The following is a 24,392-nucleotide window of genomic DNA, read 5'->3' as shown; positions in this document are numbered from 1 at the left end:
AAGCTTACCTCCATCGGGTTCGAAGCGACATGTGTGCTTTCCGGTCTGGCACAACCCGTCATAGTGTCGCGATCGGGCCACGGAGCAACGTCCACGACACGCCAATGTCGTGAGCCAGTGGCAACGTGTTCGAGGGCATCGGTATCGCGCCGCGCAAGTGTCGTGTCTGTCGACGATCAGGAAGAGGTGGGGTACCCGACGCTTCTGGAAGTACGGGTCTTACAACGAAATAACCTCTCCACCATGAGATTTCATCTCGCCGCGGTGACGTCAGCCGAACTGCGGACCACATCCCCGACCGCAGTATCCCCGGAACCGTAAGGGACATGCAGGCAGCAGGAATGATGAAAGAACACTCCGAGACCACGGCATCGGTCGGATCCGCGGGGGAGGCGGACTCCGACGCAGGTTCTATACCAGTTAGGCCGCAAGGGCTCATAGGCCAACTCGTTGGACGACAGGACGAGCTCGATCGAATACAAGCCCTTGTCCAGCGATCGATTTCCGGGCACGGCGGGATCTTGATCGTCGAGGGCGAGCCGGGGATCGGGAAGACCGCGCTACTCGTAGCCGCCGCGCGGCAGGCCAGCGCCAGTGGGGTAAGGGTCCTGCGTGGTGAAGCAAAGGAGCTCGAGCAGCGAGTGCCTTTCGCGGCCTCGACATCGCTCGCGCCGGCATCATGGGAGCGCCCCGACGCCATCGGCCGAGACGATGACGACCTCACAAATGCTGCCATCGGCCGCGAGATCGCGCGGGTTGAAGCGCTGGTCAGGGGATTCAAGGACCGCTGCGCCTCCGCGCCCCTCATGGTTATCATGGATGACGCGCACTGGGCGGATTCATCCAGCCTGCTCATGCTGCAACGGCTCGGCGAATCCGCCAGCGCGCTTCCACTCCTGGTCGTCATCGCCCTGCGGACACTGCCGCGCGACGGCGATCTGTCAAGCCTGATCAGTCAATTCGAAACCTGGGGTGCAGAACATCTGCGACTGGGCCCCATGAGCCCCACCGAAGTAGCAGAGCTGGTGGAGATGTCATTCGGTTCGCCGGCAGGACCTCGCCTGTCCGACGTAGTGGCCGGAGCCGGCGGCAACCCGCTCTACATCATCGAACTGGTGACCGGACTGACCCAGGCCGGAATGATCGAACTCGGTGAAATCAGGCCCGATCCAGACTCGCAACTGTCCGCGAGCCCCGAACAGATCCGGCTACCGGAATCGCTCACCGATGTGATCGTGCGGAGGCTGGATTTCCTCCCTGCTCGATCTCGACAGATACTGCCCATGGCAGCGGCGCTGGGCACCGATGTCGAAGCTATCGAGCTGTCATCGGTGCTCGGCGCCGCGCTGATCGACGTCTGGGATGTTATCAGCGTCGCAGTAGAAGCGGGGATCCTCGTTCGCGTGGGTACCGATCTGGTGTTCAGGCACGATCTGATTCGCCAGGTATTTGCTGAACAGCTCCCGCCCTCGACTCGAATTACCCTGCAACTACGGGCTGCGCGAGTGCTGATGTCTATGGACGCGCCGGTCGAGCGGATCGCTACCTATCTGTTGGCAGGCGACGTCCCGCTCGAGAGCGCCAGCCTGGACTGGCTGATCGAGGCGGCCCAGAGATTGACAGTTCGCGCGCCGGGACTGGCCGTCAGCTTGTTCGCTCGGGCGATCGAGAACCAAGGGCTCGACATCTCCCGTTCCGATTCTCTGCGACTGTGGCAGGTCAGGGCACTACTGTGGAGTGGAAGTCCTGAACAGGCCGAACAGGCGGCTCGGCGGGCTTTGTCCGACGTTGCCGCCGTCGCGGACAGGAATCCCGCTGACGTCAGCCTGTTGCACTGGCTCCTGGCGCACGCCTGCTTCGCTCAAGGAAATGTGGCCGATGCTGTCGCGGTCGCCGAGTCCGTCCTCACATGGTCCGATCTCACCCGTCTGCAGAGGGGCCAGTTTCTTGGTTTCTGCGCCCTGTCCTATCTGTTTCAGCGACGCTGTGACATGGCGGAACGCGCTGCTGCGCTGGCGATTTCAGCTGGGGACGCCCTCGAGGATCCGGTCGCCTGGGCCCTGGGGACTGTGACACTCGGATTGTTGCGATATCACCAGGGGTTTCTTGCTGAAGCACAGCAACTCGGTGAAAGCCTGGTACAGAACTATGTACGTACCGGCTCCCGTCGGCTTTCTAATATCGACCCGTACTCGCTGAGCGGACGTTGCTACCGCGATTTCGGCGAGTTCGCGAAGGCGGAGCATTCCTTCACCTTGGCAATCCGATTGAGCGAGAGCACCTCCGGCATGTATCTCGGGTCGATCCGACTCGACCTGGCGCACACGCATTATCTGCAAGGCCGATGGGACGAGGCCTTGTCCGATGTGCGCGCCATCCAATCCGGGCCCGACGTGTTCGGCTATCCCGCTGCGGCCCAGTGCTTCACAGCACTGATCGCCGTGCGCCGTGGCACCTACACAGACGACCCCATGTCGCTTCCTGAGCCGCATGGACGAATGGGAACCCGCAGCACGTTTCATCTGCGTCCCTGGGTGCGCGCACTGGTTTACGAATCGCATAACCGCCCTGATGACGCGCTGGCAGCGATGAAGGACGTCATTGATCAACTCGACAACAAAATGACATCCGTCGTTATCTGCCCGCTGTACCCAGACCTTGCCCGATTGGCGATCATTGCAGGTAGAAAGGATATTTCTGACAGAGTCGCCGCGGCTGCGGAGGCACTCGAAGCAATCTGCCACACTCCGAGCCGGCATGCGAGTGCCTTACTGTGCCGTGGCCTCGCGGATGCAGACACCGGTCTTGTCAGCCAAGCCATCGAGATCTACAACAACGCCGCTCAGCCCTGGTATGAGGGCCAGGCCAGCGAGAATCTCGCAGTACTGCTCGCCGAAACAAATCGGCCGGACGATGCGCGTGTCGCCCTGGCGAAAGCGATCGAGCTCTATACCGGCCTCGACGCGGCATGGGATACAGCACGAGCCGAGGCTCGCTTGCGGGACCTTGGGATCCGTCGCGGTCGTCGAGGCCCCAGGAATCGGCCCAAGACCGGCTGGGAGGCCTTGACTCCGACCGAACGAAAGGTCGCCGAGCAGCTCGCCGAGGGCCGATCGAACTCCGAGATCGCCACAAGAATGTTTCTGTCGCCTCGAACGATCCAATCACATGTCTCGAGTATCCTGGCCAAACTGAACCTGCAATCACGGGTTCAGGTGGCCGTGGGATTGGCACAGCAGACGTTATGATGGCAGAGAAATCTGCCTCGGCACCTGTGCGAAAGTGTGCCTGGTCTTTGTCCATTGATGCAGTCGAATGAATTCCATGGCAGGGTTGACAATCACTCGATCTGTAGAGCGTCGATTGGCCAGGGCTGCGGGGCGTTCCGGTGCAGGGTGGGCTTTGCCCAGAACTCGCCGCTAAAGGACAGACCTTCGTAGATTTCATCACAGTGACAAAATAGTGAAGCCCTGCTCGGGTGGTGTTACCCCGCTTCGTCGGCCCTCGGTAGAAAACGTGTCGAATCGCCCGCCTCAGCGGCGTCTCGGCAATGGGGGAGGGGTACTTCGAACCGGCGACGCGGTTAGCGTCCACGTCAACGAGTCGAGGGGATCGCATCTCCGCGGGTCGAAAACGATCGGCTACTGTTCCACACGCTCTGCCGTGAACGCCGGCGTCGTAACATCGCGAAACGCTGCAGGTGCAGCGAATCTCATTGATTTCAAGGCAAGTCGCGCCAAGCGCGTCAGAGTAGCAGCGGTGGCTATAGCGGTGTCTCCCGAAAGATGGCGACCGAGGCGCTACAACGATCCATCAGCAGCCCGGCGACTCAATGCCTTGCGGTCTCAATAGGACACCGACCGGCCCTATTTCAGTGCGCCACTGGGCAGTGTCGGTGGCGTTGCGCTGGCCGACCGGTAGTTTTCGCGTCGATGAGGCCCACGCCGCGGCTCGGATTCTGGTTACCAGCGGTGGAATTCAATCCGACATCCACGGCGACCTCTAGGCCGGGTTGGACGCGCCAGTTGCGATACCCAGTGCGGCGCAGGCGCCGTCGATAGCCGCTCGGCGGAGTTCATGCCGTGGTGTATCGGTGAACTGGATCGTGCAGTCCTGGAGGCCGCCGAAGGCGATCACGGCCCGAGCGGCCTGCTCCAAAGTGGGATTGGGGCCGTAGAGCAGCTTCACCAGCCGCTTGCGCCAATCGAGGACGAGGTCGATCAGGCCTAGGTCGGCGAGTGTGGTCAGCTCGCCGAGCATGAGCACAATCTCTTTGCGATTGCGGTAGTGGAAGTCGAAGTAGCCCTCCAAGAGGGCGCGAGGCTCGACGTGGTCCAGTGCCTCGCAAGCGGCGAGGAACTCTTCTTCCTCGTCGATGATCGGCTGCACGATGCTGCGGACGAGCTGCTCGCGTGACGAGAAGTGGTAGTAGAGCGCTGCTTTGGTGATGCCCAGCCGGTCCGCGATCTCCTGCAAGCTGGTCCGCTGCACACCCTGTTGTGTGAACAGCTCGCGGGCGATCTCCAAGATCCGCTGTTTGGTATCCGAGGGGCGAGGCATGCCGCCGAGCTTATCTTACTAACCGATCGGTAAGGCGCTACACTTACTTATCGTTTAGTAAGGAGACGTCGACATGCGGGTTCTCATTTCCGGCGCCAGTGTCGCCGGCCCGGTCCTGGCCTACTGGCTCACTCGGTATGGCTTCTCCGTCACCGTCGTCGAGCGGGCGCCGACACTACGCAAGACCGGCGGCCATGCAGTGGATTTGTTTCGGCCCGCGGTGGACATCTCGGAAGCGATGGGGGTGCTCGCACGCCTTGAAGAACGGGCGACCGGTACGAACCGAGTAACTCTGCACAGGGAGGGAGCACGACGTTCTGTCCGCGTGGACCTATCCAAACTCCTCGGTGCCACCTCCGCCCGGCACGTCGAGATCATGCGCGACGACCTGAGCGAGATCTACTACACCGCCGCGAGCGACAAGGTCGAATACCTCTTCGGTGACTCGGTCACCGCGATCTCGCCTGAGGGCGACGTACGGTTCGAGCGCGCCGCGACGCAGCGTTTCGACCTCGTCGTCGGCGCGGACGGACTGCATTCCAATGTGCGCCGCCTCGTCTTCGGCGACGAATCTCGTTTCAGCGTCTTCATCGGGGCTTACCTTGCGGTGCTGACCATGCCGGACACCGCCGACCTCGACGGCGACCTCCATATCCATGTCGGCCTCGGCCGCACCGCCGGCATGTATCGTGCCCGGCACCTTCGTGAAGCGCGGGCGCTGTTCCTGTTCCGGACCGAGCGTGAGCTCGATTACGACCGTCACGACCTGGCCCGGCAGAAGGAGCTGCTGCGTGGCGCCTTCAGCGGCTTCGACGCCGATGTGGATCGCTGGCTGCACGAGCTCGACCGCACCCCGGCGTTCTATTTCGACTCGATCGCCCAGGTCCGGATGGACACATGGTGGCGCGGAAGAGTCGCGCTGGTCGGTGATTCCGGCTACTGTCCCGGCCCCGCGGTCGGCGGCAGCACCAGCCTGGCTGTCGTTGGCGCGTACGTGCTCGCCGGGGAGCTGGCACGAGCAGGCGGAGACCACAAGCGCGCCTTTCCCGCATACGAGCGTGCGATGGCGGAGTGGGTGCGTGGCAGCCACGAGGTGGCGCTGAACGCGGCGAGGACCTTGGTACCTACGTCCCGACTTGGGGTATCAGGCCTGATTCAAGGCGCCCGCCTGGTTTCCGCCCTACCCCCAGGACCCAGCCGTGCTTTGGTCCGCCTGACAACCAAGAGCACACGCCTCTTCGACTCCATGACCGTCGACGACTACGAGGCCGCCAGGTCAGGTTCCGAATCCCCGCTAGCTGAATAGGAATGGTGGATCATGTCTGCGCTGGCACGCTGGTGCTACCGGCACCGTTTCGTCGTTGTCACCGCCTGGGTCGGTGCCCTCATCGTCCTGGCGATGTTGTCGCAGGCGGTGAAGGCGACCTACGACAACACGCTGACACTGCCGGGCACCGGCTCTGGCAGCGCCCAGCAACTACTGCTGCGATCGGCACCGGACCTCGCCGGTGACTCTGACCAGATCGTCTGGCAGGTGAGCCAGGGCAGCGTCACCGATCCATCCATCGAACAACGAATGTCGGCGATGCTCGCGCAGGTGTCAAATCTGCCGGAGGTGGCATCGATCGCGAGCCCGTACACACCGAGCGGCAACATCCAGATAAGCCAGGACCGGCGTACCGCCTACGCCATCCTGAACTTCACCAAGGCCAGCCCGGACCGCGACGATATCAACCGGGTGATCTCGACCTCGACCAGCTCCCGCGAGCCGGGCCTGGCAGTCGAGCTCGGCGGTGAGGCGATCTCGAGCGCCGAGCAGACGACAGCGTCCAGCGCGTCGGCGATCGGCCTCGGTGCGGCCGCTGTCATCCTGCTCATCGTGTTCGGTTCAGTGCTTGCGATGGCGCTGCCGATCGTGACGGCGGCGGCGGGGGTAGGTAGCGGGCTGATGCTGACGGCCCTGTTGACCCACCTGATGTCTGTCAGCGGTATCGCGCCGATCCTCGCCGCACTGATCGGGCTGGGCGTCGGAATCGACTACGCCCTGTTCATCGTGACCAGGCACCGTCGCGGTCTGCAAGCCGGACTGGATCCGGAGCACGCAGCGGTGCAAGCGCTCAGCACCTCCGGCCGCGCGGTTCTGGTCGCCGGCGGAACCGTATGCATCGGTCTGCTTGGGCTCCTCACCATCGGCCTGGGGTTCGTCGATGGGCTGGCTGTCCCGGCGGCAATCACCGTGGTGTGCACCATGATCGCGGCTGTCACGCTGACGCCCGCCCTGTTCGGGGTGCTCGGGGCGCGTGTCCTGAGTCGCAGGCAGCGACGAATGCTGCAGGACAGTGGGCCGAGCCGGGCGGACAACAGCGGCGGATGGGCGCGCTGGGCACGGTTCATGGTCCGGTTTCCCGCCGTGCTCGCCTGTCTGGGGCTGGCGGTGATGGCCATCGTGTCCGCTCCTGTACTGCACCTGAGACTGGGAACCGCCGACGCGTCGAACGACGCGCCGTCGAGCCATACCTACCAGGCGTACGAGATGCTCGCCGAGGGGTTCGGGCCGGGCTTCAACGGACCATTGCTGGTGGTCGCCCAGACCAGGTCCGCGGCTGACCGCGCTGCGCTGGATCGGCTCGACCGAGCGCTCATCACTGTTCCCGGGGTGGCTGCCGCGCAGACCGTGCCGACGGAGACCGGACCGGGGGCCGAACACGTGGCCGAGGTGATCCGGGTCCTACCCACCACGGCGCCCGAGGCTCCGGCCACCTCCGACCTGATCGCCCGACTGCGTAACTCCGTCATACCGCAGTACACGCAGGACACCACGCTGCAGGTCGATGTGGGCGGCCGGACGGCCACGTTGAACGACTTCGCGGCGGTGACAAGTGCCAGGCTGCCCTGGCTGATGACCACAATTGTGGGCTTCAGTTTCGTGTTGCTCGTCCTCGCCTTCCGTAGCCTGCTCATCCCCGCGCTCACAGCGGCGCTGAACCTGCTCGCGGCTGCGGCCGCGTTCGGTGTATTGACCGCGTTCTTTCAATGGGGCTGGGGAACCGGAGTGATCGGCCTGGGCGCAGCCAGTCCTATCGAGGGCTATCTGCCGGAGCTGGTGCTGGCCATCCTGTTCGGCCTGTCCATGGACTACCAGGTGTTCTTGGTCAGCGGGATGGCCGAGGAATGGTCACATAGCCACGACAACGCCCGGGCGGTGGTCGCCGGCGTAACCCACACCGCACGCATGATCACGGCTGCGGCGATGATCATGATCGCTGTGTTCATCGCCTTTGTGTACCTCGGCAAGCGTGACATCGCCGAGTTCGGTGTCGGGCTGGCCGCCGCCGTGGCGCTGGACGCCTTTGTCCTGCGGCCGGTGCTTGTGCCGGCCTTGATGTACCTCTGTGGTCGAGCCAACTGGTGGATGCCCGGGTGGCTCGACCGCCGACTCCCGCACCTGGCCATCGAACCACCCTCGCAGCGGCATCCCACGTCCCCCATTCTGGAGCGTGCCTCACAATCTCGACCATTCCCATGATCGAAGGGACTCTCTCCGTTACCGGCGGCATCTACTACGCGGTGCGAGACTCCGGTCCGCTGGTCGTGGTCGGCGCGCCAATGAATGCCGGTCCGTTCACACCGCTGGCACAGCTGCTCACGGCCGATTACACCGTGGTCACGACTGATCCGCGGGGGCATCTGCGCAGCGTGCTCGATGATCCGCTGCAAATTCGACCCCGCGGCGGCGAGCGGCGGAACTGACGGTTTTGATCGAGCGTGTGGGCCCCGGCCCGGCAAGGATGTACGGTTCCCGCGGTGGCCACGCTGGCATTGGTGCAGGCGCGTCCGGACCTGGTGAGTCTGGCGATCGTGCACGAGCCGCCGCTGTCGGAGCTGTTGCCGGATCGAGACGAGTAGGCCGAGCACCGTCCTTGCGTCTCGGCCAGGCGGCGTGTTCCCCGTTCTGGGAGCCTCCTACGAGAGGCGCGGGAACACCCCGCACGACATCCCCCGAAAGCAACATCCGCGTCGCATGCGGTGGGCAGGCGGCGCGGATCGAGGCGAAATCGAGCTATTTGGCGCTGGTCCCTGTGGTGGTCTTGCGCGGAAGCTTGCGTCCCAGAACCTTCTCGGCCTCTCGCAAACGCGCTTCGCGTTGCTCGGGCGTCAAATTCCGCCTGATCGGATGCAGGGTGTCCTGCGTCAGTGCGCTCACCGCTCACCCTCCTGCTCGACAACAGCCCTGATTCGCCAAATGCTACGCGCCGGGTCCCGGTCGACGCCAACGACCACGTAACTGCGCGCGTCTATCAGCAGCACCTCCTGCTCGAGTGGAAACGCCGCAAGTTCTCCCAGGCGCAGGGCGGGTGTTCCCGTCGGCACTATGAGATCGAGGATCACCGGGTCGATGTGACGTCCCGGTGCCGGGGGAGGGTTCGCGGCGGCGCTGGTCGAGAGAAAGGCCGGTTCATCGAACACTTCGCCGACCAGATCGTGAGCAGAGGCCTCGTCGACAAGTCCGTACAGCCGGGCCTCGGTCTCTCTGCTGACACGGACCGTCGTCGGCAACGGATATTTCCGCAGACCGCTACGAATGACCTCGATCCGTCGTGCGAGGACCGGCGTCATGGGCGCCAATCCACGCATGGCCGCATTGATCAGTTCGAATCCACTCCACGCATACGCCTCGATCGTGTCGCGCTCCCGAGCCGTGAGACGATCGATCCCCTGCTCCGCCAGCGCTTGCTCAGCCAGAGGAATCGCACTGAACCCGTAGTCGTCGGCGTCATCGTCGCTCACACCCGGATCCTTCCGTATCGCGCCCATCCGTTCATCTGCGGGCGTCCGGAAGGGGCGCGGTGCTATCGGTTGGCTCAGCGCCGTGGGGCTTGAAGACGACGAGGGACTTTCAGCTGTTTTGCGAGCGTGAGATGGGAGCGTTGACGCAGGAGACCATGCGCGTCGAGCAACTGACTCCGCACAGCGTAAGGACCAGAGGAACGCCGCCGCGAAGCCGATAAACTCGGTATCAAGATCCGCAAGCAAAGCATTGCCACCAGGAGCGGCAAGTAACTTGGTGTTCGGCGACGACATCGTCGCCGCGGCCATGATCGACCGCCTGGTCCCACCCGATGATCATCTGCAGTTGTATACAGGCCTGCCCGTGCATCTGAGCCGCGATCCGATCGGTGGTCTCCCTATCAATGTCGAGCCGTTCCGGCTGTGGTGGCGTGGCCACCACAGTTCTGCCGCTGCTGCCCTCGGCAGGCGTGGTAGCGCTAGTCGCCGGCGCGGACGGGTCGGGGGCGGTGACGCGGCGTGCGTAGCGCACCGCCATCCCTGCGGCCCCTGCCATCACGATCCCACCAGCCCATGCCATCCCCGTGCGCATCTGACCCACCCCGTTTGTTGTCGTTACCACTTGCGCTACATGTCAACGAATCTGCACGATCCGATGTTGACCATCCCTGCAGAGGGTGCCGGTCGTACGCCGCGCCCGGCAACCGATTTCGTGACCGCTTTTCCACGCCGGGCGCGCTCGCACGCCGCCGCAAATGTCCTCTGGGCACCACTGGTCCGCGAGAAGTCCATCTACGACCTGACAAAGCTTGGTCACGGCACTGCCCGCCATTTCGTCACTTGACGAAAGTTGAGACTCGCGGTGGACGAATGAATCACGGAATGGGTGCGCGCGGATCGAACAGAGCCCCAAGCCAACCGAAACCGCGCTGCCCAACCTTTGCTCAAGCCGAATCGCCGGCATGTCCAAACGGCGGTAGATCCATTGCAATCTGTTGCGCAGCAACATAATTGGTGTACCGATAAGATACCTTATGTCAAGCTGCATGACTGGTTCCCCCGTCACGCTTCGCGGGCGGTTAGGACAACACGCCGTCGATGCACATACTGGATGATCGCCAGGTCGACGTCGGCCGTGCCGCCGGAGTGCTGAATTTCCACCGTGAGATCGGTCCGAACGATCGCCAGCGTAGTGCGCCCCCGGCGGGATCCAGTTCATAGAGGTCGTCTGGGCCTTCGATCAACTGGCTACCGACGCAATAGTCGTTGTAGTCGGTACCCGGCTGTAGAGCGCCGGGGCTGAACTGGCCGTACGGATTTCCGGTACCGGGGCTGAGCACAGTGTCGAAGTGCGTCTCGGCTGCATTGTGCACCCATTGTGGCGCACCGCTTTCGTTCATATCGCATGTGAAGGCCCAGCCGCCAGCCCAGACGGTATCGCCCTGATGAAAACTGGCGCCTGCCCACAGGCATCCTGCGTGTGACATGTCTGCTGTGGCCGGCGTCGGGGCGGCGAGGATGAGCCCCCCCAGCGCGATGGCCGCCGTCGATAGAGCGCGAGCTTGCCAGTGGAGTTTTGATCTGCGGGAAGGTGACTTTGCAGACGCGAACATCGATATCTCCGTTTCGCTGCCTGTCGTTCCGGGCCGACAGCGACTCGTACGACGATCTCAATGATTACATCAGATAGCGTACCGTTAAATAACGGCCCGATACTCGTCACTCCTGGGGATCTGCAAATGAACCGATGATTTGTAGATATCAATATCTATGCATTAAACTCCGGCATGTCACCACTGCTCACCCTCTGTCGCAATCAGCAATGTTTGATACTGTCCACGACATGGACATCGCAGTCTTCGTCCTCGACGGAGTCGCCGATTTCGGTTTCACCGCAGTCCTTGAGACCTTCAACATGGCCAACGCCCTGCTAGACGAATTGGAAAATCCGCCTGAGCCGTGGCGGGTCCGAACTGTGGCACTCGGATCCAACATTCGTACCGGCCATGGCCACCTGGTGCCGACGGTGCCGTTGGACACCATCGGCGACGCGATTGACGTGATGATCATGCCGGCGGTCGGGGTCCTCGACTCCAAAGGCCTCATCAACATGGTGTCGTCTCCCGTCAACCAGCCATTCCTTGAACGAATCTCTGCGATGCAGCAGAATTCCGTCCACCTGGCGGCCGCTTGCACCGGGACGTTCTTTCTGGCCGAGGCCGGTGTGCTCGATGGTCGTCAGGCGACGACGAGTTGGTGGCTCGGCCCCGTTTTCCGCCGCCGATATCCGAATGTGGATGTACGCGAGGGCTTGACACTGTGTCGCTCGACTGGGGCGACAACGGCAGGTGCCGTTCTGTCGCACCTGGACCTGGCTCTGTCTTTTATCGCGCCTGTAAGTCCGACGCTGGCCGAGCTCGTTACTCGATACATGATGGTCGGAGATCGTGTCACCCAGGGCGAATACGCGATCCCCGAGGTCATGGCCCGCGGCGACAAGCTGGTTGCCGCGTTCGAGCGGGCGGTCCGAGATCGGCTCGCCGAACAATTCGCCATATCTGACATCGCCCGGGAACTGGGCACCACAACACGAAGCTTGCAGCGCGCCACCCAGGCCGAACTCGGGATGTCCCCCAGAGACCTCGTAGACGAAATCCGCCTCGACAGAGCGGGCCGGTTGCTGAGAACTACGACCCTCACCATCGATGCGATCGCGATAAAGGTCGGATACCTGAACCGCGGAACTCTACGTGCATTGTTCAAGCGCAGGCGCGGCAGGAGCATCGCCGAGGTGCGCGCCTCCGGGACGCACTGGGAGCATATTTCCCCGCGCTGACTGCGACCCAGCGCGCGACAGCCTCTCGGCTGGCGTGGGTTCCCTCCCAGCCTTGAAAGCAGGAGACCTCGGCCGTCGTGCCGCGAATCGCTACTCTTCCTCCGAGCGCCTCGCATCCAGCTGACGCTCGCCACTACCGCCAGAAAGTCGAGGAAGACGATGGCTAGCAACAACCTGCTGGTTGCAATCCTGTTGGCGCTGGGAAATCTGCTTCGTTAGCACTCGAGCCGGAGATTCAAATGGTCCACGCCCGCCGTGGGTTTCGGCAAATCGGGTTCGGGCGAGATTGCAGCGACGCGCGAGCCTCTGCCCTGCGGACCCCTGCATGAGAATCAGCCGTCTCCACTCCCCCGACGCTACATTCATGCCACTCGATCCCGACCGCCGATGCCGACCTGTCCGAACGTCTGGACCTGAAATTCATTGTCGAGTCTGACCTTTGGCCCCGGCGTCGCCACGAGCGGGCCATGTTCGAGGGCGCCGCCGAACGACTCCACCAGCAGTTGGCGGGCGATCGACCAGCCCAGGACGCAGCGGGAGATCGGATCCAGCACCACACGCAGTCGACACAGTTCCAATCGGTCCGATTCTACGTGACGCCCATACGCCACAACCAATCTAGAACTTAGGCAGTGGCACCGCTCACCACACCCGGATGTGCGCTCGCGCCCGTATCCGCAACGCCCTGATTGCGTTAGTGCCGGTCGGCGCGGGGGAACCAGCACTCGGATCTATTCGGTCAACCCGGCTACGGTCGAGCTGAATCCGCTATCCGATGAGTCGACTCCCTTTGTTTGTCGGGCGACTCCCGGCGACTACTTGCGGAGCACCCTCTCACGGAGCCAGCTCAGGTCGGAGAGTGGCGCCTCGTAGGTCTTTGACCACTTGGGCCGCCACGGCGACCATGGAGTCGAAAGAGGTTAAGGTCGAACGCCTCGAAATACGCCTTCGCCAGTGACGGAGCGTCCGCTCGTGACAGGACCTCGTCGCGATGCGTGCGATCCAGAAGAAATGCCGATTCTCAACCCTGGGGATCAGTTCGCCCGGTGTCGCGCAGATGGCGATACCGGGCAAAGACGGCCTCCCTTATATTCGAGGCCCAGTCGAACAACGAAACCTCGTGTTACGTCAGAGCAGGACCAGTGAATGTGACCCGCGGAGCTCGAAGTGCTGAAGTTCCGTCCGCTGCCAAATTTTTGTGCAAGCGCTCGAACAAGGTTCCCTCGATGCTGGTCGGCATCAAGTCACCCGCCCCCGAAGATTCCCGCGAGTTTCCCGGAGACGAAGCTCGTGTACACGATGAACTGGTCGCGAAGATCACCCGCAGTGATCGGGCCCGGCGACGAAGCTGTCGTTACCTCCAACCCCTCCAGCCCCAGACCAGTAGATGCACCTACCAGGGGCATAGGAATAGACTGGACCAGCGTAATAGGAATACAAGCCGAAGTCCGCATCGCCTGTCGAAGTCCGGCCTAGCGGAACAGGCACTGGAGGTACGGCAGTACCTACGTAGGCCGAGGCCCAGGTTTTGGTCCCCAAATTCTGGGTTTTCCAGGTGACAACGCAGTCAGTTGACCCGTTGTACAGCAGGTGGACCACCACATCGTTGAGGTCATGATGATCGATCTCGTAGTAACCCGCGCCGCAGGTCGCTTCGGGGCTGGATGCCGCGTTGGCGTTCGCCCCAACCGTCAGCGAGGCTGCGATGATGGCGGCTGCGGCGACGAAAACTCGTGTTGTCGATTGAACGAGAGACATTGATGGATACCTGTCTTTTGGCTCAGGGATTTTCGCATTTGCTCGGAACAATAATCGGCTCCACGTCGCCTCATGTTCCCACGGCTGGGAATTCCGTCGGCATTACAGCCGCAGCTGGCCTCAGCTGCGCTGGCGTCGTGGTTGCAGTGTTTCGCTCGCCTCGCGGACCAACATCGGCAGACCCGAACTCGGACCATACGACGTGGATCTGAGGGCTGAGTGCCTGTAAACAAACTGATCCCGTTTCGTCAATGGCCCAGAGTTGCTGATGAGTCCGGTGGAATGGGGTTGGGTCTGATCTGGTCGTTTGTTCTGGCGTGACGGGAAGCCGGCACGTCGCGTCCTTCGGTCGACAGTTGCCGCCGGATCAAGGTGACACACTGTAAGTCGGCCTGCGTGACACGGGCAGACCGACTAGTCGAAGTGCTGTGCTACCCGGAGGCTGTGTGACCACACGAGATGTTGATCAGGACAGCGAGATCGAGAAGGTTGTCCTCAACTATGTTCGGATGGTCGCCGAAGTCAGTACGACGGCCGGCCATGGACACCCCGGACGGGTATACAGATCCGCCTCCTGCTGGAGTGGGGCCGATGTTTTCATTCCCGCTCCTCGGCTTGCTGGAATCACCAAGATGCCCGACCGGTTCTGTTACGAGAACGCAGCTGCCACCGTGCGCGTCGGCGCGGGCGCGGTCTGGTGTATGCCGAAGGCTTCGCGACCCCTAGCGTTGCCAGTGGACTGCCGCTTGAGCATGCGTGGTGCGTGACGCTGGACGGCACCGTTGTCGATCCGACCTGGCGCGACGCCGGAGTCGTGTATTTTGTTGTCGCAGTGGCTGATTCAACGATGATCCCCTCTGGCGGTGGTGGTCTGTTGTGGGATTTCGATCGCTCCCTGCCGCTGTTACGCGACGGCAGCCCCACTGAGGCCTTCGCCAATGTCGGTCGCCAACCCCGGTACAACATCGGCAACTGTCGAGAACTGAATAGGAGGTCAGATCAGGCGGGCCAACGGAGAATCGCCAGGTCAGCCAACGGCGCTCCGACCTCCTATGACCAAGACAATCCCTCGTCCTTTGGATCGTGATGTGGCCATTGATGTTCCGGCCAACCACTGGTCGGAACAGAAGTCCACCAGGCACGCGGCACGACTGTTGACAACACCGCGGACGGCCTATCGGCACTTCCAGGAGGTTCAAGAGGGCCGAACCGGATTCAACATGGCCAGTTTGTGCAGACCGTGGCTGCCAAATGATTTGGAGCCACGCTTGCCCGGAATCCCGGCTTACCACCAAGCGATAGTGGCACTGCCGCTACTGCCGCCCGCAGGCGGCGCCAATAGGAATGGCGGCTGGGGCGGTGGAGGACCCGGGACGAGGCCGTGTCGAGGCGGCCAATGGTCGCATCCTGGATACCCGGGGTAGGCCGGAACCGAGCCTCTCCAACCATCTGTACCCGAGGGGGGATCACGGTGAAAGCCCGAATAGATCCCTGCCGGATCTGCCCAATCCTCCTGCTCCACAGATGAATCACCATTTTGGTCCGACGCTGAGCCTTGCGCTGAGGGCGGATCGAACGCGGTGTCCGCAAGCGCCGTTTCTGCAAACAGAACGGGCGAGACAGCAACGGCTGTCGCCAATGCTGCACATGCGAGAGGTCGAGTGACAACAGTTCGGAAGGCAAACGGGTTCATTGTGCGAGCCCTTCAAGATCGGAGCTAATGTCCACACGATCGACCGTGGCGGACAACGCAGATGGGATCAGATCCCACCCGCGACCTCTACAAACTACTTGCGCGCAGCGGCCTCGCTATTGCCACTGCTGGCAATCTAGTGCGGGCGATCAATTGACGATCTCCTGTGCTGCGGCTGACCTTGGCGGACGGACATGCTTCGTCCAGTCTGGAGCTAGCGCAGGTCAGTTGGTTCCGGCAGCGCAGATTCGACTACATCGAACGGCAGATCGGCCGCGAAGCCGGCCTCGGCGCCGGCGACACGATGAGCAAACTCGATGAGACCCTGACGTTGTCGCTGATCGAACGAGAAGTCGAGTGCCGACGTGTAATACTGCCGAAGTGTAGTCTCGTCCACTGCGTCCCACATCGCTACCTCGCGGCAGATCTCGTCGATTTCCGCGAGCGCCAGATCACGGGCGGCAAGTAGGTCATTATGGACCGAGTCAACAATTTCGGCATTGCAATCCAGATATGACCGCCGTACCGCGAAAACGGCGAAGACGAAGGGAAGCCCTGTCCAATCTCGCCACATCTGGCCCAGATCATAGACGAAGTACCCCCGGCGAATCGCTGCGTCGGCTGCCCTCAACGCGCTATCGCCGATGATCACCGCGGCCGAACCGACACGCAGCATTGATTCCAGATCCGGTGCCCACGTCACGTAGTGGCAGGAGACGCCGATAACATCGCGGAGCAGAAGCCTGGCCAACTGAACCGATGTGCGGCTGGTACTCCCGAGCGCGACCGTGGCACCACCCAGATCTTCCAAGGGGACTGTGCTGATGATGAGGCAGGACATGACCGGACCATCACAACCTATCGCGATTCCGGATAGAGCGATCAGATCGCTGGCATGTCGGAGAAACTCGAAGGCGCTGATCGGGCTGATATCGAGCTGACCTGTGACCAATGATTCGCTCAAGCGGTCCGGGGAAGCGACGGTCAGCTGCAACCGAAGATGACTTCCAATTCTCCCCAGCCCCCAGGACAGCGGCAAACAGTTCAAAAATTCTATATGCCCTACGCGTGGTCTTCGTATCGGATGGCGACCGATCGGCAGTTGACGGCTACTCAACGCAATCGACCGGAGGACTGTTTCCCGCCGTTCTAAGGCGGGTGGGTCCAACTCAACTTCGGACAACTTGTAGACCTCCAAATCGATGGTTATCGAGCGCTGGACATTGGAGGGAGCTGTTCGAGGCATCCCGTCGCAGCTCCATCCGCCGCCGGGATGCCCATGATCCATCTCCGGATATCCTGGTGGCCGGGTCGATTGCGATATTCTGGTGCAGAATCTCTCGCTTCCCGACAGTGGGAATACAGCACGCGAGTCTGCAGAGTGTCGGTGGGGGGCACACGGGCGAGCATCGCGTGCCAGGGATATGGTCCATAACCTGCCAGGATGTGAACTCGGCGTAGATTCGTTGCACACCTCAGGCTTACGACGGCAGTCCCCCGAGCTGACCGTTCGCGTTAAGCTCCGAATACGCCCTCACGTCCTGCGGGTGACGTGTGGCGCACGGTTCGCCTCGGGCGAGTTCTCAAATATGGGGATCTTCTATCCTCAGATGAATTGATTGTTTCCAAGGAGCGTCCATGCCCACGGTCAGGAGTGCCGATCCCACGATAGATGACGAACCATGGCAATCGTTCGGTTCCTGTCGAGGTATGGATTCAGCGGTGTTCTTCCATCCTGACGGCGAACGTGGCCGGGCTCGAGTGGCCCGAGAACGTCGTGCAAAGCAGATTTGCAACCGGTGTCCGGTAATGGATCAGTGCCGCGCATACGCGCTGGCTACTAAACAGTCGTACGGAATCTGGGGAGGGATGTCCGAACACGACCTTCAGAAACTACTGTACGCGAACACAGGCTCATCGCCGAGGCTTCAGCGGCGCCGGAGCAGTCGACTTGACCTGTAACCGGATCGCGCCGCGCAATTGATTCTTCGACAGCTCGTGTCCGAAGACGTGGTGGACGTACCAAATTCCAGTACTCCCCTGCCTGGCGATGTTGCGGGCGGAGCTGACGCGGCCGCGGTAACGTCGTTACCACGTCATTTTCATCTTCAGCAGCCGCTCGTCAGTCGGCCTCGGGGTTTCGGAGCCGGGGCGGGTGTGTACTGGACTTGCTGATATTCGCAGATGTGATCGTTTATGGCGTCTAATAAATAAGTGTTGCTGCTATCCGCAATGTGATGCGGGGCTCAATGCCCCTCCCATACTCCCGTCCGGATTCAATGCTGCTCCACCCCACTGAATGCACTGATGCGGTGCGTAGAGACGAACCGGACCGGCGTACTGATAGTATTGGCCTGTGTCGTTCTTTCCGCTGCTTGTTCCCGCAAGCTTGACGGCTGCCTCGGTTTTCGTCAGCTGCCCGACAAACGCGGTTTTCATCGTTACCACACAGTCGGTTCCTCCGTCATACGAGAGATAAATGACGGCGCCGGCCAGGGTCACCTGATCGATTGGCCAGTAGCCTGAGCCGCATATTTGTGCTGCATCGCCCGCTGAAGCAGCGTGCGCAGCCCCCATGGGAATCAGCGAGAATGCTGAGCCGGCCAAGAAAATTGCAGCCAGACTACGGACAGTTTTCATAGTGCGCGCCTTCCATCACAATCCAATCCTATGTATCCGGGCCAAATGATATGTCGCGATTGAAACCCCGGGTCTTCCCATTGATGGGAATGGTTGCCGGATTGAGGCTTATTTGCAGATGGCCGTCGTGCCAGTCACCGAGATGTCTTCCCAGGGTTGGGAAGCTTGATCTTTCCGGTATCTGTCAAGCTTCGGCGAGCAGTGCGATCGCCGAAGCGGCTGGCCGCCTCGTTGGCATGCCAGTGCTCTCGGTGGTGACACCTACAGATCGAGCTGGAAAAAGCAGACGCCGACAGTCGGACTCGCCCGATGTCGAGACCAGAACATGCAATAAAGGTGGCCTATCGATGATCAAAATGAACCTGATCCGCAAGGGAATTCTCGCCGGTGCAACCGTCGGCGCCCTCGTCTTGCCGGCGACCTCCGCTACCGCTGACGTACCTGTGATCACTCCCACCGGTGACGGTACAACGACGTCACCGAGCGACACCCCAACCAACCCGAACTCCACCGACTCAACACAGACTGGATCCTCGAGTGGAGGATCGTCAACCACCGGATCCTCCACCGGCGGTTCGTCGTTCACCGGCCCTTCGATCAACTTCGGCTCCGGCACAGGCGGATCGATTCTCAGCAATGCACTCATAGGTGCACTGCGCGGAGCCCTCACAGGCTCCTAGCCGCCGCTCATGGTCAGGGCCTGTAAAGGTCGCGCCTCGGCGGGGTCGTTGTCATCTGTGGCGGATCGTGTCCCGTGTCATTTCCTACCTAGGGGCACGATCGGAGTGCAGCGGTGGTCGTGGTAGCCAGGTCGGTCAAATTGCATGATCCACCAATTCACTGAGCGACCCGAATGGCGCTAACCACGATCGACCATCACACAGTGGAAACGCACGATCGACTCGCCATGCTCGACACCTTGGCGTATTGCCTTCTGCGCCACGTGAAACGGATCGAAAAACTCCCCATTCGGCAGTTCCACGCCGAGCACACCGCTATCACGGAGGCTCCACTGGCCGACGGCGTCGACGGCGACGCACTCTCCCAGCAACGAGCCGACCAGTAACGCGAGATCTGCAACTACTTCCGGTTCGGGATCCCATCCTGGTGCGGCGCGTATCCGCTCGATCACATCCTCAACCCGTTGGAGAGATTCCCTGCTCAGCCCAACATCGATCACGTCTGACAAGTCAAAGAATTCGATCGCGAGCCCAACATTTGACTCAACTATCCGGCATACCTGCTCGGTACTGCACTCTCCCACCACGTGACGGTATCGGTGCGGCTCGCCGGCAGCTGGCGAGAGCATTCCCACAGACGGAGACACCCATCAGTCGAGCCCTGTCAGTCCGTTTCCCTTGTCGCACAAGACCACCCACGTGCTCTGGCTCAAGGTGGCCATCGCCGAGAGTTCGGGTGCGGGTGTAAACTCAAGAGAGCCAACCGATCATCGACTCTGATATTCGGAATCAGGGCTGGGTCAGCCTATCCAACAGTAGAGCGACTGCTTCTGTGTGTTTGCGGATCGTGCCATCGCGGTGAGCTCCCACAGGATCTCGGACGCCTTGTCCGGCTCGAATCCCAGATATTTCTGACCGTACTCGGCGATCCACTGGTGCGCGACCGTGTCGACCGCGTCGCGATCGATATCGGCCAACGCCGTCTGGAGTTGAGGGGAAAGTGCGAAGACTTGCAAGATCGAATCCAGATCGGGCATGGCAACGACCCGCGGTCCGCCGGAGCTCGCACCGTCGGCGTCAGTGCCGAGCAAGATCGATTCCCAGTCGGTGACGGCGATATCGGCAAGGAAGTTACCGCAGGTCATGGTGGGAAACACACCGTCAGGGCCTTCGTCCACCACACTGGCCGCAGCATGGTCGTCTGGTGCGATGAAAAACTCGACAATGATGCTCACCGCTGAAGTATCACCCGACTCGGCCAGTATCACTTCCCGATGCTGGCAACAACACATTCACTGCATCAGCCGACGACACGCAGCCGACGACACAGTGCAGGCTGCCAGCCGCACGCCAAGGCATCCGTGTGAGCCATCCGCAGAACCGGCTCGATTGATGCCTCGGTGATCCCGGTGCCCCCACCCTCTGGCAGTGACTTCGATTGTCGTGTCGGGTGTGCAGCCGCGTCTACGAGCTTGCGCGACCAGACGCCCAGCGAAGGATTATCGGAGGCGATCGTCTCCATCGACGAATCGAGTAGCCGGCGGGGAGTCGGTGTTTCGAATGTCTGTCCGCCCAGCCGACCGAGCTTGGTCACCACCAGCTGGCCTTGGGGCCGGTTGGCGATCAGCAGCGCCGTGGTCAGCTCGGACCGCGGGGCGAGCCTGCCGGAGGCCCTGTCGATGAAGATCTGTTCGCAGCCGCCTGCGGTGAACGCGTCGTAGTACTTTGGCTGAGGGCTGCTTTTCGCGGGTGGAGACCCGCCCGTAACCGATTCGCTTGAAGCGCAGCGTCATTCAACCCCCGACAGGTCGACATTGAAGCGTACACGGCAACCTTGACATATTCGGCGGCCTCCGACCTGGGGTGAGCGCCACCTGCCGCGGCGCGGGTTCGAAATCGAGGAAGCCCGTGTCTTCGACTTTGGGAAGGTCATATCTCCAATGCCTGGGCCAAAAATGTCGTCCACCAGGCGTCGCGATCCAGCGCGAGCGGGTCGAAGGCCATCAGACCCTCGACGATCGAGCCCACGGCCGAGCTCAAGTTCTCCTCGTTGGGTTCGGCCAGCTCCCACAACTCTCGGTAGAACCTGCCGACGAACATGACGAACAGCCCAAGGTTCGAGTTGGCCAGGTACACCTCGGTCGAATTGTCGAAGAGGCAAAACACGCGATCGCTGCGCACCTCAACGGCGAAACGGAGGTCTCCGCAAACATCGTTGATCACCGGGACGTATTCCCGGTCTCCCACATACTTGGAGCCGAGGACACCGCCGACCGGCAGCGGTGTGAAACTACCGACCTCCACCGTGGGCAGACCCACGGTAGTGAGGAACTCGCGAGTCGGCGCGGACAGACCAAGATACACCTGTCCCGGTGGTAGTACGTCGAGGTGATGATCTCCCCAGATCGCTACGACAGATTTGATGAGATCGTCGTTCAACCAGCTCACGAGGCGCAACTCCATGGTCAGCGTTCGTCATTTCGCTAACCACAGTTAAGTGCATGGCCTGAGACCGCTGTCCCCATAGGCGGCAACGCTCCCCATCCAGCCGGTCCTATGGAAGTCAACTCGTTGACACCCACACGATGACGCGGCTCGACCCAGACGTGATACTGGTCTAGCTGACTCGCCCGAACATTGATCAGAAATGGGGTGTCACGGACCCGCATTGACCCGGTCCCCGGTCGGCCCGAGTTCGGCGTCGATGTCGACCTCGACGGCGCCCAAGAAGTTGATGTTCTCGCCGTGCTGAGGCGAAATGTGCGCAGTACCTCGTCATCGACGTGCCGGCCTTCCCGGCGATCTGTTCGACCGCCTGCCCGTAATACTCTGCGGTCCAAGCGATCACGGCATCGTGGCCAAGGTCAAACACCACGCCTTCGTGTTTGGTGGCAACGATGACCTTGGTGCCGTGGGTGGCGTGCTGGTCGGTAACCTCAGCAGTGCCTGGGCCCCTCGATCGATCGTCACCACTGCCGCAGCGGCCATCGCCGCGGTCATTTTGGCTGCACCCGGTGTCTGCCATCTCCCCCTGGTCTAGCGATCCTCCGAAGCCGCAGGATTGCTCGCACGAGCGTTCGTGCCTTCACCGAATCCGACACGGCCGCAACGTGAGTCCTCGACTCCCATGATTGGGAAGGTCCAAAGGCTCGACGCGTGATAGTAAGGGAGTACGGAAAGTGCTCCGCAAGAAGTCGGTTCCGGCAGGCCAGCTCACCGGGTGCGGCATGACCCCGTCCCGCCACGCCTACTGGGGCCTCAAGGACGTGGAACTGCCCCCGAGTTCGGTTGAGTTGTCGCAGATTTCGCTACCAGGTGAAGCGAAAGAGCGGGCGGGCTGACTCTGGTGGCGGCCTACCCCCGCACCAGCGGAAGTCCCTAGAGACTTTTCATCACTGTATGGTTTGGCGAGGCTTCACTGAGACTTCCATCAGCAACTTCATGCATGTCACACCTTTAGTTCATACCCACCGCTACCAGCGGTGGTCACCGCGAAAGGAATCAGCGCATGAGCCTGCCGACGATCGATGGCCTGGTGTCATTGCCGGCCGTCCAGCATCTGGATCTACTGGCCCCCCCGGTGGCCGAGGCGGTTTCGGCTTGGCCGCAGGCCGAGCACCTCGCCGTTGTCGAGATCGATCCGTCTTTGGCCGACACCGCCGCGATGATGGAGGCATTCTCACTGCCGCTGACGGCGGGCGCGAACTGCGTTCTCGTGGCGGGCAAACGCGATGGCGAAGAACGCGTGGCAGCCTGCGTGGTCCGTTCGGACACCCGAGTCGACGTCAACAAGATCGTCAAGCAGACCCTCGACGTCCGGCGCCCGTCGTTCATGCCGATGGATCGGGCCGTCGGCGAGAGCGGCATGGAATTCGGCGGTATCACCCCGATCGGACTGCCCACATCGTGGCGGCTCCTGGTCGACAGTCGTGTTTCCACTATCGAGGTGGCTGTCATCGGGTCCGGCCTGAGGCGATCGAAGCTGCTCCTTCCGGGGTCGCTGCTCACGCGACTGCCCGGCGCCGAGGTTATCGAAGATCTGGCGTATCAACCGGATTCAGCTACATAGCATCCGCCGCCTGGAACGTGGGCGCTCACGGGCGATAGACGACGAGGGTGCAGTTTCTGTTGGTGTTGTCGGACCCGACTGCGCAGCGGCTGACACCGTCTGTGCCCGCCAGACGAGTTGTTCGGCGCAGCTCTGACTGGAGCCCTTTGAGCAGGTCCAGCGGTTGTGAGAGTTCTGATGCACCAGAATGGGTGCAGGAGGACGAGATCACGACATGGCGCGACGACGACACACCCCCGAGCAGATCATCCGCAAGCTCCGCGAGGGCGAGAAGCTGCTCGGTGAGAAGTTCTCGATCGAGGAGGTGTGTAAACACCTCGAGATCTCCGAGGCCTCCTGGCATCGCTGGCAGTCCCAGTACGGCGGCATGAAATCCGATGACGCCAAACGGCTCAAAGAGCTCGAACGCGAGAACGCGCGGTTGAAGAAGATGGTCGCCGAGCAGGCCCTCGACATCGACATGCTCAAGGAACTGAACCGGGGAAACTACTGAACCCGGACCGGCGCCGCAGGGCCGTCGTGGTTCTGCAGCAACGATTCCGGGTGTCGCAGCGGCGTGCCTGCCGGGTGGCTGGGCAGTCGCGGTCGGTGCAACGCCGACCGCCGGCCGTCGCCGAGATCGAGCGGGCGCTGCGGGCGCGGTTGCGCGCGATCTCGCGCAAGCATCCGCGGTGGGGCTGGCGCAAGGCCCATGCGCTGTGCCGCGGCGAGGGCGTGGTCACCAACCATAAACGGACGCAACGGCTCTGGCGTGAGGAGGGATTGAAAAGACCGAGCCGGGTGCGTAAGAAACGCCGCATCGGGCCGGGGCGAAATCAACGCATGAAGGCATCGTTCCCGGATCAGATGTGGGCACTGGACTTCCAAGTCGACGTCACCGTCGACGGCCGCCAGGTCCGGTTTCTCAACATAGTCGACGAGTTCACGCGAGAAGCGTTGGCCACCAGGGCCTTCCGATCGTGCACCGCCGATCAGCTCGTCGACGTCCTCGACGAGATAATCGCCAACACAGGTCGAAGACCCAGGCATATCCGCATGGACAACGGCACCGAGATGACCGCGCACGCGATGGCCGACTGGTGCCGGTTCACCGGCGTCGACGCCTCTTTCATCGACCCGGGATCACCCTGGCAGAACGGGATCTGTGAATCGTTCAACGGACGTTTCCGTGACGAATTCCTCGCTTGCGAGGTGTTTCATTCGCTGACCGAAGCGCAGGTCCTTGCCGAGGACTGGCGCATCGAGTACAACAGTTACCGGCCACACGGATCGCTGGGATTCCTTACCCCGCAAGCATTCCGGCAGCAATGGTCACCGACCGAGTTCGAGCAACAGCTACAACTCACATAGCCGGTGGACCCGCCATCG

General features: G+C 61.9%; 23 protein-coding genes and 1 pseudogene. 12 read left to right on the top strand and 12 right to left on the bottom strand.

Going from position 1 to position 24,392, the window contains the following annotated elements; all coding sequences use genetic code 11:
• The first annotated feature begins 326 nt into the window (after window positions 1-326).
• Entirely contained in the window at window positions 327-3,248 is a 2,922-nt protein-coding gene (locus tag VMT40_RS37495; RefSeq protein ID WP_326364416.1) for a helix-turn-helix transcriptional regulator, read from the top strand.
• Window positions 3,249-4,002: 754 nt separating this feature from the next.
• On the opposite strand, the gene VMT40_RS37490 is transcribed toward VMT40_RS37495, so the two are convergent.
• Complete coding sequence (locus VMT40_RS37490) at window positions 4,003-4,560, bottom strand: TetR/AcrR family transcriptional regulator (protein ID WP_326364415.1); 558 nt, start codon at window positions 4,558-4,560, stop codon at window positions 4,003-4,005.
• Between the two features lie 73 nt (window positions 4,561-4,633).
• On the opposite strand from VMT40_RS37490, the gene VMT40_RS37485 reads away from it, so the two are divergent.
• The 3 genes from VMT40_RS37485 to VMT40_RS37475 are packed head-to-tail and all read left to right on the top strand — an operon-like array spanning window position 4,634 to window position 8,310.
• Window positions 4,634-5,866 (top strand): FAD-dependent monooxygenase, encoded by a 1,233-nt coding sequence (locus tag VMT40_RS37485; protein WP_326364414.1) that lies wholly within the window; start codon window positions 4,634-4,636, stop codon window positions 5,864-5,866.
• Between the two features lie 12 nt (window positions 5,867-5,878).
• A complete protein-coding gene (locus tag VMT40_RS37480; protein ID WP_326364413.1) occupies window positions 5,879-8,086 on the top strand; it encodes an MMPL family transporter in 2,208 nt (735 codons plus the stop codon).
• The gene (locus tag VMT40_RS37475; RefSeq protein ID WP_326364412.1) at window positions 8,083-8,310 is read left to right on the top strand and encodes an alpha/beta fold hydrolase; all 228 of its coding nucleotides are present in this window, start codon (window positions 8,083-8,085) and stop codon (window positions 8,308-8,310) included. Before VMT40_RS37480 ends, VMT40_RS37475 begins: the two co-directional genes overlap by 4 nt.
• Window positions 8,311-8,620: 310 nt before the next feature.
• Here the strand turns inward: VMT40_RS37475 and VMT40_RS37470 are convergent, their stop codons facing one another.
• Both VMT40_RS37470 and VMT40_RS37465 read right to left on the bottom strand, forming a co-directional pair.
• Window positions 8,621-8,764, bottom strand: coding sequence for a hypothetical protein (locus VMT40_RS37470; protein ID WP_326364411.1), 144 nt, complete (start codon window positions 8,762-8,764; stop codon window positions 8,621-8,623).
• A complete protein-coding gene (locus tag VMT40_RS37465; RefSeq protein ID WP_326364410.1) occupies window positions 8,761-9,348 on the bottom strand; it encodes an ADP-ribosyltransferase in 588 nt (195 codons plus the stop codon). Before VMT40_RS37465 ends, VMT40_RS37470 begins: the two co-directional genes overlap by 4 nt.
• A 274-nt stretch (window positions 9,349-9,622) precedes the next feature.
• Between VMT40_RS37465 and VMT40_RS37460 the strand changes: the two genes are divergently transcribed.
• Window positions 9,623-10,192, top strand: a complete 570-nt coding sequence (locus tag VMT40_RS37460; RefSeq protein ID WP_326364409.1) for a hypothetical protein — start codon at window positions 9,623-9,625, stop codon at window positions 10,190-10,192.
• A gap of 235 nt (window positions 10,193-10,427) precedes the next feature.
• Here VMT40_RS37460 and VMT40_RS37455 read toward each other — a convergent pair whose 3' ends face one another.
• Entirely contained in the window at window positions 10,428-10,961 is a 534-nt protein-coding gene (locus VMT40_RS37455) for a hypothetical protein (protein ID WP_326364408.1), read from the bottom strand.
• A gap of 230 nt (window positions 10,962-11,191) precedes the next feature.
• Here VMT40_RS37455 and VMT40_RS37450 point away from each other — a divergent pair, with 230 nt between their 5' ends.
• A complete protein-coding gene (locus VMT40_RS37450; protein ID WP_326364407.1) occupies window positions 11,192-12,184 on the top strand; it encodes a GlxA family transcriptional regulator in 993 nt (330 codons plus the stop codon).
• 362 nt (window positions 12,185-12,546) lie between these two features.
• On the opposite strand, the gene VMT40_RS37445 is transcribed toward VMT40_RS37450, so the two are convergent.
• Window positions 12,547-12,738 (bottom strand): hypothetical protein, encoded by a 192-nt coding sequence (locus tag VMT40_RS37445; protein ID WP_326364406.1) that lies wholly within the window; start codon window positions 12,736-12,738, stop codon window positions 12,547-12,549.
• Between the two features lie 1,967 nt (window positions 12,739-14,705).
• On the opposite strand from VMT40_RS37445, the gene VMT40_RS37440 reads away from it, so the two are divergent.
• Entirely contained in the window at window positions 14,706-15,029 is a 324-nt protein-coding gene (locus VMT40_RS37440) for a hypothetical protein (protein ID WP_326364405.1), read from the top strand.
• A gap of 820 nt (window positions 15,030-15,849) precedes the next feature.
• Here VMT40_RS37440 and VMT40_RS37435 read toward each other — a convergent pair.
• Window positions 15,850-16,752, bottom strand: a complete 903-nt coding sequence (locus VMT40_RS37435; protein ID WP_326364462.1) for a menaquinone biosynthetic enzyme MqnA/MqnD family protein — start codon at window positions 16,750-16,752, stop codon at window positions 15,850-15,852.
• A gap of 521 nt (window positions 16,753-17,273) precedes the next feature.
• On the opposite strand from VMT40_RS37435, the gene VMT40_RS37430 reads away from it, so the two are divergent.
• Window positions 17,274-17,597 (top strand): WhiB family transcriptional regulator, encoded by a 324-nt coding sequence (locus VMT40_RS37430; protein ID WP_326364404.1) that lies wholly within the window; start codon window positions 17,274-17,276, stop codon window positions 17,595-17,597.
• Window positions 17,598-17,858: 261 nt separating this feature from the next.
• Here VMT40_RS37430 and VMT40_RS37425 read toward each other — a convergent pair whose 3' ends face one another.
• From VMT40_RS37425 to VMT40_RS39480, 6 genes and pseudogenes are all read right to left on the bottom strand, one after another.
• A complete protein-coding gene (locus VMT40_RS37425) occupies window positions 17,859-18,275 on the bottom strand; it encodes a hypothetical protein (RefSeq protein ID WP_326364403.1) in 417 nt (138 codons plus the stop codon).
• 184 nt (window positions 18,276-18,459) lie between these two features.
• Window positions 18,460-18,921, bottom strand: coding sequence for a hypothetical protein (locus VMT40_RS37420; RefSeq protein WP_326364402.1), 462 nt, complete (start codon window positions 18,919-18,921; stop codon window positions 18,460-18,462).
• Window positions 18,922-19,134: 213 nt separating this feature from the next.
• A complete protein-coding gene (locus tag VMT40_RS37415) occupies window positions 19,135-19,539 on the bottom strand; it encodes a hypothetical protein (protein ID WP_326364401.1) in 405 nt (134 codons plus the stop codon).
• Window positions 19,540-19,755: 216 nt separating this feature from the next.
• Entirely contained in the window at window positions 19,756-20,190 is a 435-nt protein-coding gene (locus VMT40_RS37410; protein ID WP_326364400.1) for a hypothetical protein, read from the bottom strand.
• Between the two features lie 694 nt (window positions 20,191-20,884).
• Entirely contained in the window at window positions 20,885-21,394 is a 510-nt protein-coding gene (locus VMT40_RS37405; protein WP_326364399.1) for an SUKH-4 family immunity protein, read from the bottom strand.
• 206 nt (window positions 21,395-21,600) lie between these two features.
• Window positions 21,601-21,835, bottom strand: a pseudogene (locus VMT40_RS39480) (Tn3 family transposase); the annotation flags it as partial.
• Between VMT40_RS39480 and VMT40_RS37395 the strand changes: the two are divergent.
• The 4 genes from VMT40_RS37395 (at window position 21,810) to VMT40_RS37380 (ending at window position 24,374) form a co-directional block, all read left to right on the top strand.
• Window positions 21,810-21,995: a hypothetical protein gene (locus tag VMT40_RS37395; protein WP_326364463.1), complete on the top strand. Its 186-nt coding sequence runs from the start codon at window positions 21,810-21,812 to the stop codon at window positions 21,993-21,995. The pseudogene VMT40_RS39480 and the gene VMT40_RS37395 overlap by 26 nt on opposite strands.
• Window positions 21,996-22,134: 139 nt before the next feature.
• Complete coding sequence (locus tag VMT40_RS37390; protein ID WP_326364398.1) at window positions 22,135-22,296, top strand: hypothetical protein; 162 nt, start codon at window positions 22,135-22,137, stop codon at window positions 22,294-22,296.
• 167 nt (window positions 22,297-22,463) lie between these two features.
• Window positions 22,464-23,024 carry a YbaK/EbsC family protein gene (locus VMT40_RS37385; protein ID WP_326364397.1) on the top strand — a complete coding sequence of 187 codons (561 nt, stop codon included), beginning with the start codon at window positions 22,464-22,466 and terminating at the stop codon, window positions 23,022-23,024.
• Window positions 23,025-23,238: 214 nt separating this feature from the next.
• Window positions 23,239-24,374 (top strand): IS3 family transposase gene (locus VMT40_RS37380; protein WP_326364396.1). Its coding sequence is split into 2 segments (ribosomal slippage): window positions 23,239-23,503 and window positions 23,503-24,374, totalling 1,137 coding nucleotides; the frame shifts between segments, so codons are not numbered across the junction.
• Window positions 24,375-24,392: the final 18 nt, after the last annotated feature.

Origin of the sequence: Nocardia sp. CDC160 (assembly GCF_035818795.1) — a bacterium.
Classification (GTDB): Bacteria; Actinomycetota; Actinomycetes; order Mycobacteriales; family Mycobacteriaceae; genus Nocardia.
The sequence above is the reverse complement of the archived record's forward strand: the minus strand, read 5'-3'. Positions and strand labels throughout refer to the sequence as shown.